The organism is Desulfamplus magnetovallimortis (genome assembly GCF_900170035.1).
GTDB lineage: Bacteria > Desulfobacterota > Desulfobacteria > Desulfobacterales > Desulfobacteraceae > Desulfamplus > Desulfamplus magnetovallimortis.
The window spans coordinates 696,825-720,379 of sequence record NZ_LT828540.1 but is presented as its reverse complement, the minus strand read 5'-3'; the positions used below and the strand labels follow the sequence as shown (position 1 = coordinate 720,379).

General features: G+C 39.3%; 18 protein-coding genes and 1 tRNA gene. 5 read left to right on the top strand and 14 right to left on the bottom strand.

The window, feature by feature from the left end; translation table 11 throughout:
* Nucleotides 1–31: 31 nt before the first annotated feature.
* Nucleotides 32–108, top strand: a tRNA-Arg gene (locus tag MTBBW1_RS02815).
* Nucleotides 109–412: 304 nt separating this feature from the next.
* Here the strand turns inward: MTBBW1_RS02815 and topA are convergent.
* From topA to MTBBW1_RS02775, 9 genes are all read right to left on the bottom strand, one after another.
* Nucleotides 413–2,878, bottom strand: coding sequence for a type I DNA topoisomerase (gene topA, locus MTBBW1_RS29370; RefSeq protein WP_245809218.1), 2,466 nt, complete (start codon nucleotides 2,876–2,878; stop codon nucleotides 413–415).
* A 38-nt stretch (nucleotides 2,879–2,916) separates the two neighbouring features.
* A complete protein-coding gene (gene dprA / locus MTBBW1_RS02805) occupies nucleotides 2,917–4,239 on the bottom strand; it encodes a DNA-processing protein DprA (protein ID WP_186441052.1) in 1,323 nt (440 codons plus the stop codon).
* Between the two features lie 188 nt (nucleotides 4,240–4,427).
* Entirely contained in the window at nucleotides 4,428–4,601 is a 174-nt protein-coding gene (locus tag MTBBW1_RS30285) for a hypothetical protein (protein ID WP_425430004.1), read from the bottom strand.
* Nucleotides 4,602–4,627: 26 nt separating this feature from the next.
* Nucleotides 4,628–4,939 (bottom strand): hypothetical protein, encoded by a 312-nt coding sequence (locus MTBBW1_RS02800; RefSeq protein WP_080798865.1) that lies wholly within the window; start codon nucleotides 4,937–4,939, stop codon nucleotides 4,628–4,630.
* 59 nt (nucleotides 4,940–4,998) lie between these two features.
* Nucleotides 4,999–5,955 carry a tol-pal system protein YbgF gene (gene ybgF / locus MTBBW1_RS02795; RefSeq protein ID WP_186441051.1) on the bottom strand — a complete coding sequence of 319 codons (957 nt, stop codon included), beginning with the start codon at nucleotides 5,953–5,955 and terminating at the stop codon, nucleotides 4,999–5,001.
* Between the two features lie 188 nt (nucleotides 5,956–6,143).
* A complete protein-coding gene (gene secF / locus MTBBW1_RS02790) occupies nucleotides 6,144–7,172 on the bottom strand; it encodes a protein translocase subunit SecF (protein WP_080798861.1) in 1,029 nt (342 codons plus the stop codon).
* A 227-nt stretch (nucleotides 7,173–7,399) separates the two neighbouring features.
* A complete protein-coding gene (gene secD, locus MTBBW1_RS02785; RefSeq protein ID WP_080798857.1) occupies nucleotides 7,400–8,977 on the bottom strand; it encodes a protein translocase subunit SecD in 1,578 nt (525 codons plus the stop codon).
* A gap of 187 nt (nucleotides 8,978–9,164) precedes the next feature.
* Nucleotides 9,165–9,515, bottom strand: a complete 351-nt coding sequence (gene yajC, locus MTBBW1_RS02780) for a preprotein translocase subunit YajC (RefSeq protein WP_080798853.1) — start codon at nucleotides 9,513–9,515, stop codon at nucleotides 9,165–9,167.
* Between the two features lie 188 nt (nucleotides 9,516–9,703).
* Nucleotides 9,704–11,179 carry an Rne/Rng family ribonuclease gene (locus MTBBW1_RS02775; RefSeq protein ID WP_080798850.1) on the bottom strand — a complete coding sequence of 492 codons (1,476 nt, stop codon included), beginning with the start codon at nucleotides 11,177–11,179 and terminating at the stop codon, nucleotides 9,704–9,706.
* 220 nt (nucleotides 11,180–11,399) lie between these two features.
* Between MTBBW1_RS02775 and leuS the strand changes: the two genes are divergently transcribed.
* Nucleotides 11,400–14,111: a leucine--tRNA ligase gene (leuS, locus tag MTBBW1_RS02770; RefSeq protein WP_080799683.1), complete on the top strand. Its 2,712-nt coding sequence runs from the start codon at nucleotides 11,400–11,402 to the stop codon at nucleotides 14,109–14,111.
* Nucleotides 14,112–14,582: 471 nt separating this feature from the next.
* Complete coding sequence (lptE, locus tag MTBBW1_RS02765) at nucleotides 14,583–15,143, top strand: LPS assembly lipoprotein LptE (protein WP_186441050.1); 561 nt, start codon at nucleotides 14,583–14,585, stop codon at nucleotides 15,141–15,143.
* Nucleotides 15,144–15,333: 190 nt separating this feature from the next.
* Here the strand turns inward: lptE and rpsT are convergent, their stop codons facing one another.
* The gene (gene rpsT / locus MTBBW1_RS02760; RefSeq protein ID WP_080798845.1) at nucleotides 15,334–15,588 is read right to left on the bottom strand and encodes a 30S ribosomal protein S20; all 255 of its coding nucleotides are present in this window, start codon (nucleotides 15,586–15,588) and stop codon (nucleotides 15,334–15,336) included.
* Between the two features lie 166 nt (nucleotides 15,589–15,754).
* Between rpsT and murJ the strand changes: the two genes are divergently transcribed.
* Both murJ and MTBBW1_RS02750 read left to right on the top strand, forming a co-directional pair.
* A complete protein-coding gene (murJ, locus tag MTBBW1_RS02755) occupies nucleotides 15,755–17,311 on the top strand; it encodes a murein biosynthesis integral membrane protein MurJ (RefSeq protein ID WP_186441049.1) in 1,557 nt (518 codons plus the stop codon).
* A gap of 9 nt (nucleotides 17,312–17,320) precedes the next feature.
* A complete protein-coding gene (locus tag MTBBW1_RS02750) occupies nucleotides 17,321–17,629 on the top strand; it encodes an FtsB family cell division protein (RefSeq protein WP_080798839.1) in 309 nt (102 codons plus the stop codon).
* A 184-nt stretch (nucleotides 17,630–17,813) separates the two neighbouring features.
* On the opposite strand, the gene MTBBW1_RS02745 is transcribed toward MTBBW1_RS02750, so the two are convergent.
* The 4 genes from MTBBW1_RS02745 to MTBBW1_RS02730 form a co-directional block, all read right to left on the bottom strand.
* Nucleotides 17,814–19,061, bottom strand: coding sequence for a M48 family metallopeptidase (locus tag MTBBW1_RS02745; RefSeq protein WP_080798834.1), 1,248 nt, complete (start codon nucleotides 19,059–19,061; stop codon nucleotides 17,814–17,816).
* Nucleotides 19,062–19,077: 16 nt separating this feature from the next.
* Nucleotides 19,078–19,359: an integration host factor subunit alpha gene (locus tag MTBBW1_RS02740; protein ID WP_080798832.1), complete on the bottom strand. Its 282-nt coding sequence runs from the start codon at nucleotides 19,357–19,359 to the stop codon at nucleotides 19,078–19,080.
* 326 nt (nucleotides 19,360–19,685) lie between these two features.
* On the bottom strand, nucleotides 19,686–21,383 hold the full coding sequence (locus tag MTBBW1_RS02735; protein WP_080798829.1) for an acyl-CoA dehydrogenase family protein: 1,698 nt from the start codon (nucleotides 21,381–21,383) through the stop codon (nucleotides 19,686–19,688).
* A 207-nt stretch (nucleotides 21,384–21,590) separates the two neighbouring features.
* Entirely contained in the window at nucleotides 21,591–23,303 is a 1,713-nt protein-coding gene (locus tag MTBBW1_RS02730) for a response regulator (protein WP_080798825.1), read from the bottom strand.
* Nucleotides 23,304–23,555: the final 252 nt, after the last annotated feature.

Genomic DNA, 23,555 nt, shown 5'->3' with positions numbered 1-23,555 from the left:
TGATTATTACAGCTATTTGCAGGTTCAATATGCGCCCGTAGCTCAGCTGGATAGAGCGTCGGACTTCGAATCCGCAGGCCGGGGGTTCGAATCCCTCCGGGCGTACCAATGATTTCAAGGGGTTACAGTCAATAAGCTGTAACCCTTTTTTGTTTATGTAGTGAAAATGTAGCAAAAATTGATTTTGTTTTTCTTTTCGCACTACAATTTTTTGTGAAACATTCATCCAGTTTGCCAATGGCTTCCCTGTTTATTTGCCGAAAATACAAGGGTTGCAGTTAGATACTGTAACCCTTTTGTCGTTTACAACCCGTAGGTTAGAAAGCTTTCATAACATACTGACATATAAAGGCTTTCATGCATCGTTGTTATGCCCTCGCAATCATTTAGCTGATTGGTTATGAAAAGCTTTTTACTGCTGACTCTCTTTATACTTACAGCCCTTTACAGGGCATTTCAAAATAAGTCCCTCTTTTTTGGTCTCTTTTTCCACAAGAAAAGTTGATCCACACTCTGGGCATTGTTTGTTAACAGGCTTATCCCATGATGCAAAATCGCACTCCGGGTAGCTGTTACAACCAAAAAATGCTTTGCCGCGCCTGGATTTTTTTTCTACGATTGTACCATCGCATCCTTCAAGTGGACATTTAATGTCTGTCGCTTTAGCAGGTTCTGCGGCAAAAAGAGATTCAGTATGCTTGCACTCGGGGTAACCTGTGCAAGCGAGAAACTCTCCGTATCTTCCCTCTTTTCTGACCATGGGTTTACCGCACAAATCACAATCCTTCACCTTTGTGTTATCAATTTTAGTCTCCAGAATTTCAATGTTTCCCTTTTCATCACGTGAATAATTACTTGAAAAGGTGCATTCCGGATATCCTGTACAGGCAATGAACTGACCATTTTTACCAATTTTTATATTGAGCTGTTTTTCACATTCAGGGCACTTCAGGTCAGTTGCAATACCTACCCCTTTAACACTGAGCATGTGCTCTTTTGCATGTTCCAGTTTTTTGTTGAATGGTTGGTAAAATTCGTTTAGTACCTCAATGGATTTTTTTGATCCTGTTTCAATATTATCAAGAAGACTCTCCATATTTGCGGTAAATGCAGCATCAAGGATTTCCGGAAATGAGTCAACAAGAAGGTCATTTACAATAAAGCCAAGCTCGCTTGGTATAAAATAGCGTTTAACAAGATCCACATATCCTTTGTCCCTGATGGTGGATAGAATTGTTGCATATGTACTGGGTCGGCCTATTCCGTTCTCTTCAAGCTCCTTTACAAGTGATGCCTCAGAAAATCGAGGTGGCGGCTTTGTGAAATGCTGCTTTGGTATGATCTCTTTAACCCCAAGTTTCATACCCTCCTCAAGGTGGGGAAGTACCTGTTTATCTTTACTGGCGGTTGTTGTGGCAGATTTGGAGCTGCTCTCCTCATCAGTTGTTGATAATCCATAATTCACGCTCATTTTTCCGGATTCAGTTTCACCATTTCTGCTGAAATCATCAGTGTCATTATCAATATTGACACTTTCGCTGGAATTATTCGGGCTGTTATTCTTATTGTCATTGCCGTTATCATCTTTACCAGCGTCGTCAGGTCTATTTTCAGTGGGAGAATAGAGGGCCATAAACCCTTCAAATCTGGTTGTGCTTCCCCCAACGCTGAATGTATAGTCACTGGCCTGTATTGATATATTTTTTTGGTCAATTATGGCCTGGGCCATCTGTGATGCCATGAACCTTTTCCATATCAGGTCGTAAAGCCTGAATTGATCGGGAGTGAGAAATGGCTGAACCTTTCCAGGAGTATTAAATACAGAAGTGGGGCGAATGGCCTCATGGGCATCCTGCACTTTGCTTTTGTTTTTAAAAAAACGGGGTTGGTCAAGAGCATATTCTGAGCCGAATTTTTCACGGATAAGTTCCAGTGCTTCATGTGCTGCTTCGGCTGCAATACGGGTGGAGTCTGTACGCATATAGGTAATAAGACCTTCGGGACCGTTTTTTCCTATATCAATTCCCTCGTACAGTTGCTGGGCAACAATCATGGTTTTTTTTGCCGAAAATTTAAGCCTGTTAATTGCATCCTGCTGGAGCTTGCTTGTGATAAAGGGGGGCAGTGGATTGCGTTTGATTGTCTTTATGGTGATACGATCCACGATAAAATCTGAATTTTGAAGTTCATTCAGAATAAAGTTTGATTCATCTTCATTTGCAATGGATATTTTTTTGCCTTTTTTGCGTGTAAGTGATGCAAGAAAAGCAGGCGGAGATTGCGCCTCAAGATGGGCTGTTATGCTCCAATACTCTTCAGGTTCAAATGCCCTTATCTCCCTCTCCCTGTCGCAAATTATTTTAACTGCAACAGACTGAACCCTGCCGGCACTCAGGCTTCCTTGAACCCTTCTCCATAAAAGGGGAGATATCTGGTATCCAACAAGTCTGTCAAGTGTTCTGCGGGTCTGCTGTGCTTCATAGCGGTCAAAGTTCAGTTCCATTGGTGAATTGAGGGCTTCCTGGATACCTTTTTGTGTCAGTTCATGAATAAGAACCCTGTAAAATTGACGTCCCTTTTTTTTTAATACATCAGCAGCATGAAAAGCAATTGCTTCACCTTCACGATCAGGGTCAGGGGCAAGATATACAATGTCAGTATCGCCTGCTGCTTTTTTAAGCTCCTGAACAATTTTTGATTTGCCTTTTATGGTAATATATTTTGCCTTGAAATCATCTTCAATGTCGATTCCAAGATCCTTTTGTGGAAGATCCTTAATATGGCCGGCTGTGGCTGCAACATTATATTTTTTGCCAAGGTATTTTTTAAGTGTTTTAACTTTGGTGGGGGACTCTACAATTAACAGTGGTTTACTCACATTTACTCCTCAAGTCTGGGTTACTCTCCTTAAACTCCTCAATGGGGTGCCGGATATGCTAAACAAAACATTTTTCCGGGTTTCTGCATTATGATTCCGGATAGTTCAAGATCCAGCAAGGCAGCCGTTACCTCGGCTGTACTTGCAGATGATTTATCTATTATGACATCAATATGCAGAGGAGAGGAGTTCTCAAGCATTGTTATAATTTCATTTTGATGCTTATCTTGTGTAAAAAGGGATTGTTGGGTAATGGGAATTGATTGTTTTGAACTTCTTCCGGCGATTTTTTTGATGCTTGAATTTTGAGCAGTCACTTCAGCATCGCAAGAAGATGTTTTTGTTCTTGTTGAAGTTGTACAGTTATTTGGATTATGGACGTTCTCTCTTCTTGTTGAATTTGTACATATATCAAGATTTTGAAAACCCTCTCCTCTTGCTGGAGTAGTATCTATATCCGGATTATCTCCATTTATGGATGGTCGCTCATGAATCATATGATGGAGCTCTTCCATGACATCTTCATAATTTTCAACAAGTTTTGCTCCCTGTTTCAGAAGAGCATGGGTTCCTGTGGTGTTGGATGACTGGATATTGCCGGGAACAGCAAAAACTTCGCGGTCATATTCGGCAGCAAGCCTTGCAGTAATCAGGGAACCGCTTTTTGCAGCCGCCTCAACCACAATCGTGCCAGTGGATATGCCTGATATTATGCGGTTTCTTATGGGAAAGTGCCTGGGGTCAGGTATGGCATGTACCTTGAATTCAGAAATAACAGCACCGTTGGCGGCTATTTTTTTGAAAAGATCTCTGTTTCCTCGTGGATATATGTTGGCAAGGCCGCTTCCAAGAACAGCAATTGTTTTCCCCCCTGCCTTGAGCGCTCCTTCATGGGCAGCAGTGTCAATTCCGAGAGCCATTCCGCTTGTAACCTGAAAGCCTCTTGATGCAAGATCATATCCAAGTTTTTCAGCAGTTCCCAGGCCATATGCAGTTGCTTTTCGTGATCCCACAATTGCAATGGAAGGATAGCTGTTATCAAGGTTGCCAAGGCAGGTAAAATAAGGTGGAGGGTCGGGAATCTGTTTCAGAAGAGGAGGGTATTCTTCGTCAATTAAGGTGATAATTCTGAAACCTTTGTTGTGTATTTGATTAAGTTCATCTTCTATCTCTTTTGTAATACGACAGTTTTTAATGGCTGATATAACTCTTTTACCCATGCCGTTGATCTGTCCAAGGTCATAAATATGAGCCGAGAAGACATTATCAGGGTGTTCAAATCTTTCGATAAGCCTTTTGTATAGGATATTACCAAGACCTGGAACAGATTTAAGAAGAAGCCATGATTTGTATTGCATCATTGAGTGAGGTATCAGCATAGGGTATGAAAAGTTTTTCACAAATTCTGTTGTTCACATTGTTTGTTTCTTATTGTCCAATTTTTAGCTCATTTTTATAAAACACTGTAATTAAAGATAAAACTGCTATCTAATTATTCCACTATTAATAAAATCAATCACTTACAAAAAAAATAAGCAAATCAAGGGTATTATGATGCTTCTTTCATTTGATTTTCGTATAGACGAATTACTTCTAAGCTATCAGGCCCTAAGAATACTTCACCACAATCGTGACAAATAGTTTGTGGTACATTATGCGCTATACCTCTTATTTTACTGAAATGATCACCAACTATATGCTCTATATTACTACTGTTACACATCGGGCATAATTTTATTGTATCTCGATTCATGATAATGACCTTTTTGAAGAAATTAAGATATAAAATTGATCCTGTTTGTTTATTTTAGCTATTTTACCTTTTGTGTAGATTAAAATATCATCATAAGTGAGACTTTTAATAATATATAATTTTTCTTTTTTGTAAGTTTTAGGATTACTACTGTTTAAAATTTTATAAATATCTTCAGCATTAAGTATTGATTCAAGCGCATCTTCAATTATTAAGCCATCAGATTCAAGTTCTGTTTCTGCTTTCAGAGTAAATTGATAATTACCTTTTATGATAAGTCTTTTAATTTTCTTTAATAATGAGCTCAATTAGTTACCCTCATAGAGGATTATCAATAAGTTCGCACAACATCTGCACAATTTGGTTGTTATTGGAGCGTTTTAAGTTTTTCTGCCGCTTTTTCTCCGGCATAGGAGAATGGATACTGTTTTACAACTGTTTTCAAGAAGTGATATCCCCTGTCAGTATCGTCCATAGATAGATAGGCATAGGCAGTTTTTAGGAGCGCATCAGGCACTTTTACTCCATCAGGATATTTTTCCACAAGAGACTTAAATATGGCAATTGCTCCGTTGTAGTCACGCAGTGTATATCGACACTCTCCTTTCCAGTAGAGTGCGTTTACTGCAAGTGCATGATCAGGGTATCTTTTGGAAAACTCTGAAAAGAGTTCTTCGGCCTTTTCAGGGTTGTTTTCAAGGAGAAGAGACCGTGCCTTTGTATATATTATTTCAGGATCCTCACTATTTGAAAACGCAGTTTCTGAAAGTTTTGCATATTTTTCGCTAATGGCATTGGGTGTCGATTTGATATTTTCTCTGTTTTGTTGAGCAGTGGATTTAATGGATTCTGAAATCTGGGAAAGGGCATGGTCCGTTGACTGTATTGCTTGCCCGGTGGCGGATTGTATAGCCTCTCCGGTGGATTTCACTGTTTTACCAGTGGCTTGTATGGTTTGATCAGTGGATTGTATAGCTTGCCCTGAGGTGGATTGTATAGCTTGTCCTGTGGTTGATTGTATAGTCTCAGCGGTTGATTCCACAGTCTTGCCAGTGGCTTGTTTTATGTTTTGTGCAAGGGCTTGTGTTCCTTGGTAATCGGCGGTTTTGCGTTTCTGGTATTCATTGTGCAATGTTTCATACCTGGAAGAGAGCTGCTTAAGAGAATTCTCCTGTTTTGCCAGGAGCTGTTCAAGTTTTTTAAGGGATGCGTCTATTGTATCCAGGCGGTCACTCAAATTGGAGTCAAGCTCGGCTGCCAGGGTCTCTCTCTCTGCATCAATATAGTCTCCAGGTCGATAAACTTCTGAATCAACACTTTTCATTGGCATACATCCAGATATAAAAATGGACCCGGCAATAAAAAGATAAAAAAGTATTGAGATCGACCTGGAGAGGTAAGTCATTATTTTGCCTTTGTTTCAAGGTTAGGGAGTGATCACGAAAAAGGAGATTTACTCCCGGGATCAGGACTTGAATCCTGAAAAGTATATTTACTCCCGTGATGTTAAATTTACTCCCGTGATGTTAAAAGAAGGATTGGACTTGCAACAAATATTGATGAATAAGTTCCAATCATAACACCTGTGATCATTGCAAATGCAAAATCATGGATAATATCACCCCCAAGAAAGAACAGTGAGAAAAGAACAATCAGGGTCGTCAATGAGGTAAGGATTGTCCTGCTGAGGGTTTCATTGATGCTCCTGTTGATGATTTTTTCCATGGAAAGCTTTCTTGAGTGCGTAGTATTTTCCCTTATTCTGTCAAAGACAATGATGGTATCATTAAGGGAATATCCAATGATTGTTAAAAGTGCAGCAATGATTGGCAAAGAGAACTCCATGCCAAAAATGGAAAAAATTCCAATAGTTATAAAAATGTCATGTATAAGAGCAACAATTGCTCCCATGGCATATTTCAGGTTGAGATACCAGAAAAGCACAAGGGAGACAGCCAGAGCTGCTGTAATAACAAAGGGAATGCTTACATTAAAAGCTGAAAGAAAATAGACAGCGGACATCATGGCGCCGGCAGTTATGCCTGAAAGTGTCCATTTCATTTCAAATCTTCCGGAAATATATATTGTAATAAACAGAAGAGAGTAAAAAATTGCAAGAAGAGCCTGTTTTCTGAGATCCTGACCAACCTGGGGTCCCACCATTTCAATGCGCCTTATTTCAGGTTCAAAGCCGGTTGATGAGTTCAGGGACTCCTTAATTGACTGTGAAAAGCCCTCTCCTGTCATCTCAGGAGTACTTGTTCTTATCAGAAACTCATTCTCTCCATGTTTGCCAAAATTTTGTACAGAGCTGTTTTCAAGTCCTATGGTACTCAATCCATTTCTGATATTTTCCACAGAAACACTCTGAGTGAATTTTACCTGTATAAGAGTTCCTCCGGCAAAGTCGATGCCATAGTTGGGTCCTCCATGAAATAGAAGAGATACAAGACTTATGATGATAAGGGAAATGGAAAAAATGAATCCTTTCACTCTTTTCCCTGTAAAATCAATATTAATATCAGGTTTTATGAACTGCATTATCTGTTAAAATCCTTTTATTTGATGGTCTTACAAAAAGTCCAAAAATCAAATCCATATGTTAATAAATTCAAAGTCTCATTGATTTATGAATGAGTACAAAATAACTTTCCCATTTTGATCAACGAAGCGGGCGGGATGCCCGGGGTCTCGTGTTTAAATGGGCAAGTTGTTTAAACCCCATTCCTTAAAACTCTTTAAACCGGACTTTTTACAGGTCATCCTATTTAAATGCTTAAAGTGGCTGTTTTTTTGCCGGAAACCATGGATTGGAAGATACTCTTTGACAGAACAAGTGCTGTAAAGAGGCTTGCAACTATTCCAAGGCCAAGGGTGACTGCAAAACCTTTAACAGGACCTGTCCCAAATTGAAACAGCACAACTGCTGCAATGAGCGTTGTGACATTGGCATCAAGAATTGTAAGAGCAGCTCTGTCAAATCCTGCATTTATTGAGGCAGCAGGGGTTTTGCCGGAGGCAAGCTCTTCCCTGATTCTTTCAAAGATGATAACATTTGCATCCACAGCCATGCCAATTGTAAGTATGATGCCTGCAATACCCGGAAGGGTAAGGGTTGCCTGAAAGGCTGCAAGTCCTCCTCCAATCAGAAGGATGTTAACCAGAAGGGCAATATCTGCTATAACTCCTGCCCCTTTATAGTAAATAACCATGAAGATAATCACCAGGATACCGCCGGCCACCATGGAAAGAAGTCCCATACGGATTGAGTCAGCACCAAGAGTTGGCCCTACTGTTCTCTCTTCAATTATGTTGACAGGGGCAGGCAATGCTCCTGCTCTAAGGACGATGGCAAGATCCCTTGCCTCTTCAGTTGTAAAGTTTCCAGTTATTCTTGCCTGACCACCGGCAATGCGATCCTGAATAACCGGTGCAGAATATACGGTTTTATCAAGGACAATGGCCAGTCTTTTCTTGATGTTTTCACCTGTGATCTGCTCAAATATACGTGCCCCTTTTCTATCAAACTCAATACTTACATAGGGCTCGTTGAACTGGGAGTCAATCATTACCTTTGCATCAGTCAGTGAGCTTCCATCAAGCAGTACACGTTTCTGAATCAGGTAGGGTACCTTTGATGTTGCACCAGTTACAGGATCCTCCTGTATCTGGTAGAGAATTTCATCTCCTGGCGGAGGGCTGCTGGTTTCTGCACTTTTTACATCACCTGTCTCATCAACAAGCTGAAAGTTAAGCCTTGCAGTTCTTCCAATAAGCTCCTTTGCTCTCTGGGTTTCCTGTATGCCAGGAAGCTGAACCTGAATCCTGTTTTCTCCCTGAAGTCTTATATCAGGCTCACTTACTCCAAAGGCATCTATTCTGTTTCTGATGGTTTCAAGTGCCTGATCAGTGGCCATTTTTTTGATATTTACAACTTCAGCATGGGGAAGTTTCAGAACAACTGTTCTTTTTTCACCCTGTTTCTGGGTTGAGGAGACTTCAAAATTTCCAAACTCATCAGCAATAACAGGATTTACAGATTCAAGATCTGCCTGGTTCTGCACTTGAATAGAGATTGAGTTATCAGAGTTATGGGAAACACCAAGATGTTTTATATTCTTTTTTCTCAACTCCTGCTTAATTTCGTGGATAGTGCGTTCAATTGTTGTTTCAACAGCTTTTTCTGTCTGGACTTCCAACACAAGATGCATTCCACCCTGAAGGTCAAGTCCAAGATTTATTTTTTTATGGGGCCAGCAATTATTGGCCAGTGTGGGCAGGACATATATCAGGGCAACCAATATTACGGTTGCAATGCTCATCCCTCTCCATGTAATTTTTTTCAATTTGTCTGCTCCTGAAAATGGTATCTTGTATTTTTTTCAGCTTTCAGAATTGATGGTTTTGTAAAAAGTCACGAACACCAGAGACGCTGTTAGTAATTTCAGTATGTTAAAGCTTAAAAAATCCTGAAAACGGGCTTTTTACAGGTTCATCAGAATTTCATATTAAGATACCCTTAATATTTCCGAATTACTTGCTGTTTTTATCTTTTTTAGAAGGTGCGGAAGAGGGCTTCTGCATGAGACCTGCAACATTTCCCCTGTTAATTTTAATCTTGACATTCTCCGCAATCTCAAGGGATACGGTGGTATCTCCAAGCGATGTAATGGTGCCGTGAACACCTCCTGAAGTTATTATTCTGTCACCTTTTTTCAGATTGTTGATCATGTTCTGGTGCTCTTTAGCTTTTTTCTGTTGGGGTCTTATCAAAAGAAAGTAGAAGATAACAAACATCAGAATCAAAGGCACAAATGCTGTAAAACCTCCTGCCTGACCACCTGGTGCGCCTGCCTGTCCCATTGCATATGCGGTACTAATCATTAATCCCTCCATTTTTAACGAACTTCAAAAAAAGTCCTGTTTCAGCTCTTTTCAGGAGATAATATCCTGAAAATATTAATATAATTTTTCAGATAACCGAAAATGGTAATTACTCAGTTGCGACTGTCTCAGATACACAAAAGCGTGCAGTCTGTCAAGGTTGAGTTTTTTCTTTGACGGTAAAAAAACTATGCCGTATGTTCCTTTTCACATGAAAATTTCATCTCTCCTCTTATCATACCAGGAGAACCGATAATGGATATTGAAATGTTTCTTCGGGTTTCTATTTCCACCATCTCCTTTCTCTTTTTGTTTAGCAGAAATTCTGCTACATCAGCAGGAAGCGTTGCAGTAATAGACTTTATGTCACCTTTGATTGTTTTCAGGTTAAGCTGACGCATGAAAGCAAGTGCTGTGTTTTCAATGGATGGCACCATGCCTCTGCCTTTGCAGTGAATACATGTCGAAAAGCTGCCAAAGGTGATGGATGGCCTGAGCCTCTGCCGAGACATCTCCAGAAGCCCAAATCTTGAAATAGCTCCAACCTTTGTTTTGGCCTTGTCTGATTTAAGGTGATTTTTCAGCACTTTTGCAATTTCAGCCTTGTGACGAGCGTCTTTCATATCTATGAAATCCACAACTATCAATCCCCCCATATCCCTGAGCCGTAGCTGTCTTGCAACCTCTTCTGCAGCTTCAAGGTTTGTGTGATAGGCAGTCTGCTCAATATTTTTCATACCTGTGGATTTGCCGGAATTTACGTCAATTGCCACAAGTGCCTCGGTCTGGTCAATTACAATTGCACCACCTGATTTCAGAGGAACATGGGTGTCAAATATGGACGCTATCTGATCTTCAAGCTGATATTTTGTGAATATTGGGCGTTCACCTTTGAAAAGTCTGACAATTTTCTGCTGTTTCGGAGCAATTATTTTGATGAAATCCTTTACCTCCCTGAACACTTCGGCATCATCAATTAATATCTCCGAGACCTCTGCTGTAAAGTAGTCCCTAAGAGAGCGGACAGCAAGATTCTGTTCTTTGTAAAGTAGTGACGGAGCAGGGCTTTCAATACTTTTTTCGTTGATGTTTTTCCATGCCCTCAACAGGTATTTGAGATCATTTGTCAGCATTGTTTTGTTAGCGTCTTTTCCTGCAGTTCTGACAATCAATCCAAACCCTTCGGGCAACTTCATTTTTTCAACAACGTCCTTTAGCCGCTTGCGCTCATCTTCACTTTCTATCTGTCTTGAAACACCACGGGTTGTGCTTCCTGGCATCAGCACCGAAAGTCTTCCAGGCAGTGAAATAAAAGTGGTGAGCATTGCACCTTTGTGCATTATGGGATCCTTGGTGACCTGGACAATCAATTCTTGTCCTTTTTTGACAATGGTAGTAAGGCTTCTGTCACCTGAATCGCTGTCCATGAAATAGTCAGAGTGTATCTCCTGCTTCTGGAGAAAACCGTTTTTTTCTGCTCCGTAATCAACAAAAACAGCCTGTAGGCTGGGTTCAACTCTGACGATAATACCTTTATAGATGTTCCCCTGGGTCATTTCCCTTGATGATGTCTCAAGGTGAAGCTCCTCAAGTTTATTATCTTTTATGGTAACGATTCGACATTCACCGGAATCCAGTGCGTTAATCAATATCTTTCTTGTCATTCAATGCTTATTTTTGCATCCTCCCTGTAATTTTATGGTAGCATAATTTTGATAACAACTATTAAATTGTGAAAGGCAAGTCAAATTATTTATTCAATATCCCGATTGTGGATACTTGCTATTTAGATGATATTGTGGCATTTAAGGGTCTTTTAAGATTTATCATTTAATATGGGACTTTGCGTTATGCACTGGGCTTTGGAGGTTAAGTGAGTTTATGATGGATGATCGATATTCGCCTGATCAGGTTGAATCAAAATGGCAGCAGTACTGGCAGGAAAATCATATCTTTAAAGTATCTGAAGATATGTCCAGAGAAAAATACTATCTTCTTGAGATGTTTCCATATCCATCCGGCAAAATCCATATGGGACATGTGAGAAACTACACCATTGGTGATGTTGTGGCAAGATATAAAAGAATGAACGGCTACAATGTTCTCCATCCAATGGGCTGGGATGCCTTTGGAATGCCAGCAGAAAATGCCGCAATTGACAATAAGACACATCCTGCTGCATGGACATATGAGAATATTGCCACCATGCGCCGCCAGTTAAAAAAAATGGGCTTTTCATATGACTGGGATCGGGAGATTGCCACATGCCGTCCTGAGTATTACAGATGGGAACAGTGGCTCTTTGTAAAGATGCTTGAAAAGGATATGGTCTATAGAAAAGAGTCATATGTCAACTGGTGTGAGCATTGCCAGACTGTACTTGCCAATGAGCAGGTGGAGGCAGATCTCTGCTGGAGATGCGGAGATCCTGTTCTGCAGAAAAAGCTTTTCCAATGGTTTTTCAGAATAACTGACCATGCTGAAGATCTGCTCCTGTACTGTGATAAACTGCCCGGCTGGCCGGATAAGGTTACAGTGATGCAGAAAAACTGGATTGGTAAAAGCATAGGTTCAGAGATATCCTTTGATGTTGAAGGACGTGAAGAGAAAATAACTGTTTTTACAACACGCCCTGACACACTGTTCGGGTCAACTTTCATGTGTCTTGCCCCTGAACATCCAATGGTTGAATCTTTGTCCAAAGGCACGGAACAGGAAGCTGAAGTTGCTGCTTTTGTGGAAAAAATATCACGGCAGGAGAGATCATCTTCCGGTATAGAAAAATATGAAAAAGAGGGTGTTTTCACAGGTGCGTTCTGTATCAATCCTGCAAGCGGACGGAGAATGCCTGTCTATACAGCCAACTTTGCACTTATGGAGTATGGCACAGGTGCTGTAATGTCTGTACCTGCCCATGACCAGCGTGATTTTGACTTTGCAAGGAAATATGGCCTTGATGTGGTTGTGGTGATTCAGCCCCGGGAATCTCTTCCTCTTGACGGTGCAGCAATGACAGAGGCATATACAGGGCCTGGAAACCTTGTCAACTCCGGCAGATACGATGGCATGGACAATAAATCTGCAATGGATGAGATAACAATGTGGCTTGAAGGGACAGGAGCCGGTAAAAAGACAGTAAGTTTCCGTTTGAGGGACTGGGGTATATCAAGGCAGCGATACTGGGGAAGTCCCATTCCTGTCATTCACTGTCCATCCTGCGGTGTTGTTCCTGTACCTGAAAATGAATTGCCGGTAAAGCTTCCTGAAGATGCCGATCTTCTTGAAAATGGCGGTTCTCCACTTCCCTCACTTGATTATTTCAAAAAGACAACATGTCCAGCCTGCGGTTGCACCGACGCACATAGAGATACAGATACAATGGATACTTTTGTTGAGTCTTCCTGGTATTTTATTCGCTACTGCAGCCCCCACTGCAACACAGCAATGTTTGACAAAGATGCTGTCAACTACTGGATGCCGGTGGATCAATATATTGGAGGCGTAGAACATGCCATTCTTCATCTTCTCTATTCCAGATATTTCATGCGTGTACTCAATACACTCGGACTTATAGACTTTAAGGAGCCTTTTACAAATCTTTTGACTCAAGGGATGGTGTGCAAGGAGACCATGACATGCTCTGAGCACGGTTATATCTTTCCTGAAGATGCAAAAATCGAAGATGACAAGGTAACCTGCAAAAAATGTGGAAGTGATGTGACCGTTGGCAGGGTAATAAAGATGTCTAAGTCAAAGAAAAATGTCATTGATCCAAATGATCTGCTTGCAAGGTACGGAGCAGATATTACAAGACTTTTCTGTCTTTTTGCAGCACCTCCTGAAAGGGATCTTGAATGGAACGATGATGGTGTGGAAGGGTGCTATCGTTTTATTAATCGTGTTTGGCGCCTTGCTGACTCATGCATGGAACTTGTAAAATCCGGCAGTGGCAAAGAGATTGCTCCATATACAGGAACACTTTCGGATCTCTGTGATGAAAATGCAAAAAAACTTTACATCAAGGCACATCAGACCATTAAAAAGGTTACCGAGGACATTGAAAACAGCTTTCATTTCAATACTGCGATCAGTGCTGTAATGGAGCTTGTAAATGCCATGTATGCTTCTGGTCTGACTTCTGAAAATGCAACTGAAAGCCTCTCTTCTGCAAGCACCCTGAACGATTCTAAAGATGGAAAAAACAGCAAAAATGCTTCAGGCACTGATTTAAAAGCCGCAGATATGGATGAAATTAAGGCTGTGGCTCATTTTTGCATTAAAAATATTGTTCTTCTGCTATCACCTATTGTCCCTCATTTTGCCGAGGAGCTTTGGGAAAAAATGGGTAATACCCCATCAATTGTGAATCAAAAGTGGCCTTCATACAGAGAAGATGCACTTGTGTCCGATGAGATGCTCATTGTTGTACAGGTAAACGGTAAGCTTCGGTCAAAATTCTCCATTGACGTCAACAGCAACGAGGATACCATTCGTGAAAAAGCATTGGCTGATGAGACAGTTCAAAAGCACATTGGGGACAAGAGTGTCAGAAAGGTTATTGTTGTTAAAAATAAGCTTGTCAATATTGTTGTGTAGGGAATGAACTAATATTGAGTCATGATTGAAAAAAGGGAATGATTTTTATTTCGTCCACTTTATTTTGTCCACTTGTCTGAATCACGGGTTAAAAAGATAGCACGGCTCACACAGATTTTATAATCAGTGCAATCCATTAATCATGGTAATCTGTGATTCAGAATATATTAGTATGTTACTCAAAATCGACATCTTATTGCTTTTTTCCAGTTACTGAATTTGTCTGAATCAAGATAAACAGGATAAAAAAGATGATGATAGATAATCCTGCCTTATCCTGTTAATCTTGGGAATCCTGATTCAGACAGTATTGACAAGGCTCAAGAGGTTGTAGTTGTCGATTTTGAGATGTTATTGAGACTTTCTAATATAAAAACAAAGAATAATTTTCTTATGAGAGCATTTCAACTTTTTATTACCTCGCTGCTTTTTGTGTTTTTTTTCTGCATATTACCATCCTGCGGATATAAGTTGCACGGTCAAAGTTCACTGCCTGGGAATCCTAATTCAGTTTCTGTTATGATGTTTAAAAACAGAAGCTCACATATAGGTGCAGAGACAGCTTTTACCACAGCATTGATTGACGAATTGATGCGTATAAGTGATGTAAGTATATCCAGGTTTTCTCAAAGTCAGGAAAGTTCGGGAGATGGTACAGACTTGGCAAAAAACGATGCAGATTTAAAGAGCAATAAGAGAGACCGGAAAGGTAGTTCTAAAAGGCAAAAATATTCAGGCAATCAAAGTGTTGATGCCATAATCTATGGTGAAATTGTTAACATAAACTTTGGTGCATTGAGCAGAACTGCCGATGATGCAGTTTATGAAAGAACTGTCACCGCTGTTGTGAATCTAAAAATGAAGTCTTCAGATGGAGATACTCTCTTTGCTGTAAACCATTTTTCAGAAAGTGACAGGTATTATGTTCCGGAGGGAAATGAAGCTGATGAGACAGCTAAAAAAGAGGTGGTGGAAAAGGTCTTTCACAGGATGGCACAACGTATTGTAAGTCGTATGGCAGATAATTTTTAATACATCCTTCATATAATTTCAAAATTATTTGGGATACTTAAATTTCTTAAATTTTCATGGTCTATCAAATTTCATGATTGATGTGTAAAGGCTCAACCCCCACTATGGCATTTTACCTTTTTCGGTTAATCAACTTATTTTTTTAGGATATATTGAGACGTACTGTTGTACGTCTCATATATAAATAAATTTAAGCACTTACGTACTTTGAGAGTCTTGAAATCTTACGTGATGCTGTATTTTGGTGCAGTATTCCTTTTTTAGCTGCCTTTGAAATTACAGACTGTGCATACTGCATTAATTCAGTTATATTTTCAGCTCCCTGATCCTTTGCAGCCTGTACTTTTTTGATAGCTGTTTTCATAGCGGAACGGGTAGATTTGTTTCTCATTCTTTTAACTTCATTCTGTTTTGCGCGTTTCAGTGCTGATTTGTGGTTAGCCAAGTTTTCTTCACTCCTTGATAAATTATTTTAGGTGCCAAACAATAAATTTAAAAAATAAATCCTGATATTTAAGTGGATAAAATTAAATAGATTTGCATGTTTTGTCAAGAAAAAACTGCATTTATACCTCTCAAAACACTAATTAGCACTTTGTATGGAGCCTGCTTTGAACCATGAAGATGAATTAAACTCTAATGAAGCTTACAGTAAAATAATCAAGGGGGCAGGTGTTATTACCATTGCAATGTTTGCAAGCAGGATTTTGGGGTTTGTGCGTGATGCATCTATAGCAATGGTACTTGGGGCTGGCTTTTACAGTGATGCTTTTTTTGCTGCTTTTCGTATTCCCGATCTGTTTCGACGTTTTTTTTCAGATGGTGCTTTAAGCATTTCATTTATACCTGTTTTTACAGAGATTATGGTAAAAGATGGGCAGGATGAAGCGTTCAGGATGGCACGTTGTGCCATTGGCTGGATTATGCTTCCGTCATTTGTCATTTTAGCTCTAATCGGGATAGTTGTGATTTTCAAGTGGCATGATTTTGATTTGAAAGTGACTTTATCATTGATCATGTTACCATATGTGATATCTCTGCTTTTAATGGCTGTTTTTATGGGAGTGCTAAACAGCATGGGACACTTTGCAGCCCCTGCAATGGCACCTATTTTTTTTAATCTTGTAATGATTTTTGTGGTGCTTGTTGTCTCTCCATGTTTTGATATGCCTGTTTTGCCAATGGCCTTTGGAGTTTTGGCAGGAGGTCTGCTTCAGGCAGCCATTCAGGTTCCGTTTTTGCTTAAAAGAGGATTTAAAATCCCTGGAAAATTAGTATTTTATAATAATGCAACTGTCAGGGCATTTAAAACAATGCTTCCGGCAATGCTGGGGATGGGAGCATATCAGATAAATCTTTTGTTTGCTACTTTTATGGCGTCACTTCTTGCAGATGGAAGCATTTCATACCTTTATTATGCAGACAGGCTTGTTCAGTTTCCCCTTGCTCTTTTTACAGTATCTCTTTCAACATCTCTTTTACCAGAACTTACAAGGCTTTTTAAATCAAAACAGAGAGTTGACGCATCTGAACTGTTTATAAAGGGGATACGCATGGCTATTTTTATGACAATTCCTTCTATGGCAGGTCTTATTGTCCTGCGTGAACCAATAGCAGCACTGCTTTTTCATCAGGGTGCGTTTGAAATTTGTGATGTTCAGCGTACAGGAGATGTGCTTTTGTTTCTCTCCCTGGGAATTTGGGCTTTTTCAGGTACAAGATTGTTTCTGCCCCTTTTTTACAGTCTCTCAAATTTTAGACTACCTTTAAAGGCTGCTGTTGCCTCAATTCTTTTAAATATAATTGTCTCTTTTTTTCTGATGAAAACTATGGGTATTTCAGGGCTTGCCCTTTCAATATCCATTGCGTCCATATTAAATTGTATGCTTCTTTTTTATGGTGTCACTGTGATTATTTTCCATTTTGAATGGAAGGAGATAATTGGTACAGCTTGCAGGTCACTTCTTCTTTCTGCTATGATGTTTATTTTAGTTCAGCAAATTTCATTATTTTTTTGCCCCCCAGAAATATATTCTGTAAAACTAAGCATGTTTTTAGGGGTTTTTGTGTCAGTGATTGCAGGTGGTATATTCTATATATTGGGGGCATATTTTTGTAAAATGCCCGAATTGCTGATGGTCTTGAAAATTGTTAAAAAACAGGGATGATTTGCAAAATTGAGTATTTTATACAGATCACTATTTTTTGGAGCTGTTACTTTATTGGTTATTCTGGCTTTTCTGATTCTTTACGGTAAAAATGGTTATCTGGATCAAAGGCAGCTTAACGCTGAAGAACAACTCATGATTAATGAAAGTAGGATGATTGAGGCTGAAAATCAAGATGTTGAGCTGAAAATTGAGCGCCTTAAAAGTGATTTAAGCTATATTGAACACATTGCAAGGCACGAACTCGGAATGCTTGCAGAGGATGAACTGGTTTTCAGATTTCAGGATGTAAAGCAGCCCTCTGAAAACACACCTTGAAATTTGGCAAGCTTTGTTCGGCATGTTTCATTTATCGGTTTGCACTTTTTCTGAACCATGATTTTCATGATTAAGGGATTAACCTGATTTTTAAATCATGTTAATCCTTAAATCCTTTAATCAGGGTTCAATATTTCCCCAAAGTGTAAACTACTTTTGAGTTGATATGAAAAATGCCCTTTTCTCAGACAGATTCTGAAATTGCTTTAAGGCGGTTCATGATGGGTGGATGGGAGTAGTTAAGGAAAACATAAAAAGGGTGGGGATTAAGATTTGACAGGTTTTGAACAGAGAGTTTTTTAAGGGCACTTTTCATGGGGGTACCAAGACCTGTTGTCTTAACTGCAAATCGGTCTGCTTCATACTCATCTTTTCTTGATAAAAACTGCATTATAACCGAGATTATCATGTCAATTGGAGAAAAGAGCATACTGAAAAATATAAGCCCTGCATATATTGAGGTTTCAGTCATGAAAAATGCATCAAAAAGACCCTGGTATGAGATGAAAACAGATATCAGGAAAAAGATAACACCCATTTGAAGAATACCTGTTATCATTCGCTTTTGTATATGCTTTTTTTTGTAATGACCAATTTCATGGGCAATTATAGCCAGAAGTTCTTCAGTGGAGTAGTTTTCTATCAGGGTGTCAAAGAGAGCAATTCTCCTGTTTTTCCCGAAACCTGTAAAAAAGGCATTGGCCTTGGTACTGCGTTTTGAACCATCCATTACAAATATGTTACTAACAGGAAATCCGACATTGTCAGCATAGTTGAGAATGGCGTGTTTAAGCTCACCCTCTTCAAGTGGTGTAAATTTGTTGAAAAGTGGCATAATCCAGGTGGGAACAATATATTGAACAGCCAGAATGAAGATGGTTGATACACCCCAGCATATGATCCACGCCCATTCTCCAGCAGATTCAAGGAAAGCAAGTATGGCACCAATTATAATGGAGCCAAGAATTGCTGATATCACAATGGATTTTACAAGATCTTTAATAAAAAGTAGTGGCGTTGTTTTGTTGAAACCAAATCTCTCTTCAATTACAAATGTTGAATAGATTGAAAATGGAAGAGATATTATTCCCTTGAGAATCAACAATGTTCCGATATATGCAAGACCTGTTACCACAGGACCCTGACCAAGGTTTCTTACCACTGTGTCAACGACATCAAATCCTTTAAGGAACCAGAAACACAAAAAAAACAGAAGGTCAGTCATAGTTGTAATAAAGCCAAATTTTGTACATACCCTAAGATACTCCTGGGATTTTTCATATCGCTCCTGGTCATAATAGTCATTGAATTCATCCGGAAGATTCGGTGTTATCTTGGCTATATTGAGGTATTCAGCAGTGATATTGAGTATCAACTCAAATAATAGGGTTGTCAGAATAATGGCTGTGATCAGGGTTCCTTCAAAAGACATGACAAAAATATCTCAACTATTGGTTAATAAGGTTTCTCAGTTTGCCTGAACACTTGAAAGTAACAACACGTCTTGCAGGTAATTTCATCTCTTCGTTTGTGGCTGGATTTCTTCCCTTACGGGATTTTTTTTCGTTAACGCAAAATTTTCCAAATCCGCTTATCATGACATCCTCTCCCTGTTCCAGACTCTTTTTAATGATCTCAAGGAAATCTTCCATTATGTTATAGGATGTGTTCCTTGAAATATTAAGTTTTTTTTGAATCTTTTCTGTAATTTCTGTCTTGGTCAATGCCATGAAAATGCCTCCTGCAGCCAGTTATGGTTTTGATGTTAAAAAAATCCCTTTTTTTCATTATTAGCCTTGATCAGAGTGTTGTTCACACAAAGTTTTATTAGAAAGTCTCCATAACATGCTAACATACAACGACTTTCATGTTTCTTTGTGGCAGATTAGTTCTGCTATGGCCGTTATAAAAGGGGAACAGCCACACAGATAAAAAACGGAATGAATAATTAACCGTTTCATTGTCTTAAGTGGCTGTTTTTTATTTACAAACAGTATCAAACAAAAGTTGAGTTAAAATACTTTAACTGCTGAGGTTTTGTCAATGTTTTATTTTTTCATTTATTCATTTCATAGGTGTCTTTAAGGGAGAGAACATGGTTTTCCCATACACGGTTGAAACGTTCTTTGTTCTGTTGAGGTTTACGAATAATTTTAAGGGCATATTCCATCTGTTTTTCTGTGCTGCTGCTCTTTGAATAGAGCTGAAGAGCATGTTTTGAAAAATCACGGATCATGAAATCAAATATCTGATCCACAATATCAGACTCAACATCTCTTAAAAGTGCATTTTCAATGATAAGCTGACCATAGGGAACAACGGCAAAAAGCTCTCCAAGAATAAGAAGAAAATCAATATCTTTTGTCTGCTCTTTTTCCGGAGGAGCATTCAGGAGAAGCTCTTTCAATGTTGCAATCTGTTCCCTGAATATTTTAACATTTGGCAGATCAATACTTGAATAGGCTTTTTCAAAGTCATGGAAAAGTGTTTTTCCAAGGCCTTTTGTAGCGCCCTGGTCAAAAAGGAAATCATCGTTGGCAGGAGCATCAGTTGCAGGTATCTCAGGAAGTTCTGCCGGTGCAAAAAGGTAATTTGCCATGAATTTTACAATAAGAGCCATGTTAACATGGACAGTACCTTCAAGTTTTGGAAGTCCTCTTATCTCAATGCCGGCCATCTCAAAGTAGGTATCTTTTTCAAAACCCTTTGCAGCTATTACATCCCAGATAAGGTTTATTACCTCTTCTCCCTGGGTGGTCACTTTCATTTTTGTCAGGGGGTTGAAAAGAAGATATCTGCGGTCTTCCTTTGATGCTGTTCTCATATAATCTGCATTTCTTCTTGCAAAAAGTTTCATTGCCAGAAGTCTTGTCCATGCATCTGTCATAAGCTGCTGTACATGGGGAAATTCAGTCACATATTTTCCGTAAAGATTGCGATGTGCAGCGTGATTCAGACCTTCAAGAAAAGCATGGCTGCATATACCTATGGATGCCCATCCAAGATTATATTTACCAACATTGATGGTGTTAAGGGCACAATCCCATGCATGTTCACCCCTGGAGAGGATATCAGATTGTTTTACAGGATAGGCATGAAGTCCGAACTCTGCAACATAGGACTGGTTGCTGATGATATTTTTTACAAGTTCATAGTTTTCATGCTTAGGATCGGCTGTAAAAAATACATACTCTTCCGTGTCTGAGTCCTTGGCAAAAACAGAAACAAGACCTGCCTCGTTGGCATTTCCAATGTAATACTTACCTCCATCAGCAACAAAAGTTCCGTCGGGCAACTCTGTAAGCATCATTTCAGATGAGTAGAGATCAGCACCATGCTCTTTTTCAGAAAGACCAAATGCAAAAATTTCACCTTTTTCAAGTCGCTTTGCCGTCTCTTTTTTCAACTCCTCATTTGTACCCATCCATATGGGGCCAAGTCCAAGAATGGTTACCTGCCATGTGTACCAGTAAGGAAGACCATAAAATCCCAGAATCTCATTGAAATCACAATTTCTTGTGGTATCCCACCTGCATCCTTCACCGCCATACTGGGCTGGTGTTAAAAGTTTTGAGAATATCTTTTCTTCTTTAACAAAATTCAGAAAATCAGCATACCACACCTTGTTATGGTAATCAAATTTGAGCTTTTCTTTTCCTTTTGTCTCAAAAAAGTTAATGGTTTTTTTCATGATCTCTCTGGATTCAGGGTCAAGATGATCAAATGTCTCTGTTTTGGTGTTAAGAATTTTCATGCTCGTCTCCCATAAATTGATGGTCTTATAAAAAGTCGGAAATACCAAAATCGCTATTTATAATTACAGTGGGTTATGACTGAAAAATTTTCGTAATCGGACTTTTTACAGCTTCATCATAAATTGAAATTATAAAAAAAAACAGCGTTATCATTTTTAGAATAAGAATTCTAAAAATGAGGGGATTTGTCAAGTTTTTTATCAAAACTATACTGTTTTTTTATTTCCGCGAATGAATTTTTGAAGTATCAAGGCAAGTGCATTTATTGACAGAGGCTTTGAGAGAACAGCATCAATAAACTCTGAATTGACTTTTTCAGCAGTGGTGATATCACTGAAACCTGTAATAAGGACAACAGGAAGAGTAGGGGATATTGACTTGATTTTTTCTGCAAGCTGGGTTCCCTGAATATCTGGCATGGTCAAATCTGTAATTACAATGTCAAAACCTTTGGGATTTTTCTTAATGATTTCCAGTGCATTTTGTGGAGATTTAAGTGCAACAGCCTGGTAACCAAGCTTTTCAAGCATCATTTTTCCGAGATCAACAAGCATTTGCTCATCATCAACAAAAAGCACCTTGCCTTCACCTTGCTGAATGAGGAGTGTATCAGAAGTTTTTTGTTTGTTTTCGCGGATATGTTTGGGAAAATAGAGGGTAATACGTGTACCTTTGTCAGGGGTACTATCCACTTTGATACCGCCTTTGCATCGTTTAATAATGCCATGAACAACAGAGAGGCCAAGTCCGGTACCATCCCCCCCTGTTTTTGTAGTAAAATAAGGGTCAAAAACTTTGTCCTTGGTGCCAGGCATCATACCCTTTCCATCATCTTCAACAAAGATGGTAACATACTCTCCATGGGGCAGGTCAAGCTCAACAAATTCCTCAGCATTTAAAGGGGTAAGAGTGATATTTTCCATGCCGATTGTAAGTGTTCCCTGGTTTTCCTCTTTCATGGCCTGGAGGGCATTGGTGGAGAGATTCATTATTACCTGATGGATCTGTGTGGGGGATGCAAGAATATAGCCTGTATCTTTTTGTATCTGTGTCCTGATTTTCATGGATGAGGGAATTGAAGCCTGTAGAAGTTTTACCTTCTCCTTTACCATTGCAGAGGCAAGAATGGGTATCTTTGAAGCGTTATCTGATTCTTTTTGACGGCTGAATTCAAGGATTTGAAGGGTGAGGTTCTTGGCTCGGTTGCATCCGTTAATGATTTGCTGGGTGTATCGCATTCCCTTCTCATTTTCGCTGATATCCATCTGAAGCAGTTGTGCATACCCAAGTATGGAACCAAGGATGTTGTTGAAATCGTGGGCAATACCGCCGGCAAGGGTGCCAAGTGCTTCAAGGCGCTGTGCCTCTTTCAGGCTGAAAAGCAGTTTTTCTTTCTCTTTTTCAGCTTTTCTCCGTTGTTCAAGCTCTTTTTGCAGTGTGAATTTCAGGCTGTAGGAACGAAGAGATGCAGTTACAACGGTATAGAGTTTCTGGGATGTAAGTTCTGTTTTGAGTCTGTAGTCATTTATGTCGTAATCTTCTATGACTTTTTGCTCAGGGGCTTGGCCTGGCTGGCCTGTACGTATTACAATCTGTGTAATACTGTTGTTCAGTTTTTTTCTGATTTGGTGAATGAGTTTAAGTCCTGCGTCGTCTGTTTCTAATGTTACATCAAGGAGAATGAGAGCAATATCAGAGTGTTTTTGCAGCAGTTCTCCTGCCTCTGCGGCTGAGTAACTATGGTAAAAAAAGATAGGGCGTTTTTCATAGGTGAAATTTTCAAGGGCTTTTTCAGTTATGTAGTGAACATCCTGCTCATCATCTACAATCAGAATTTTCCAAGCAGGATTTGTCTCTTTATGCAAGGATGAGTTCTCTTCCGCAAATATAATAGTATTGCTGTCTGAATGATTTTGCATAATTTTGTCTATAGATCCTTCCAGGAGATTTGGGAATGAGTAGGAAATAACTGTTTTTCTGTTTTTCCAGAAAAATGCTTTGTCAATCTTTGATTTTCATGAAACTGTAAAAAAATTATTATTAGAGAAATACTCTTTTTGTCAAATGATTTTATTAAAATATGATATAAATGTCCATGACTTCTCTTGTAGGAGATTATTTGTGTAGATTTTCATATACTCAAAATGGAGGCTTTCTAATAAATCCTCATG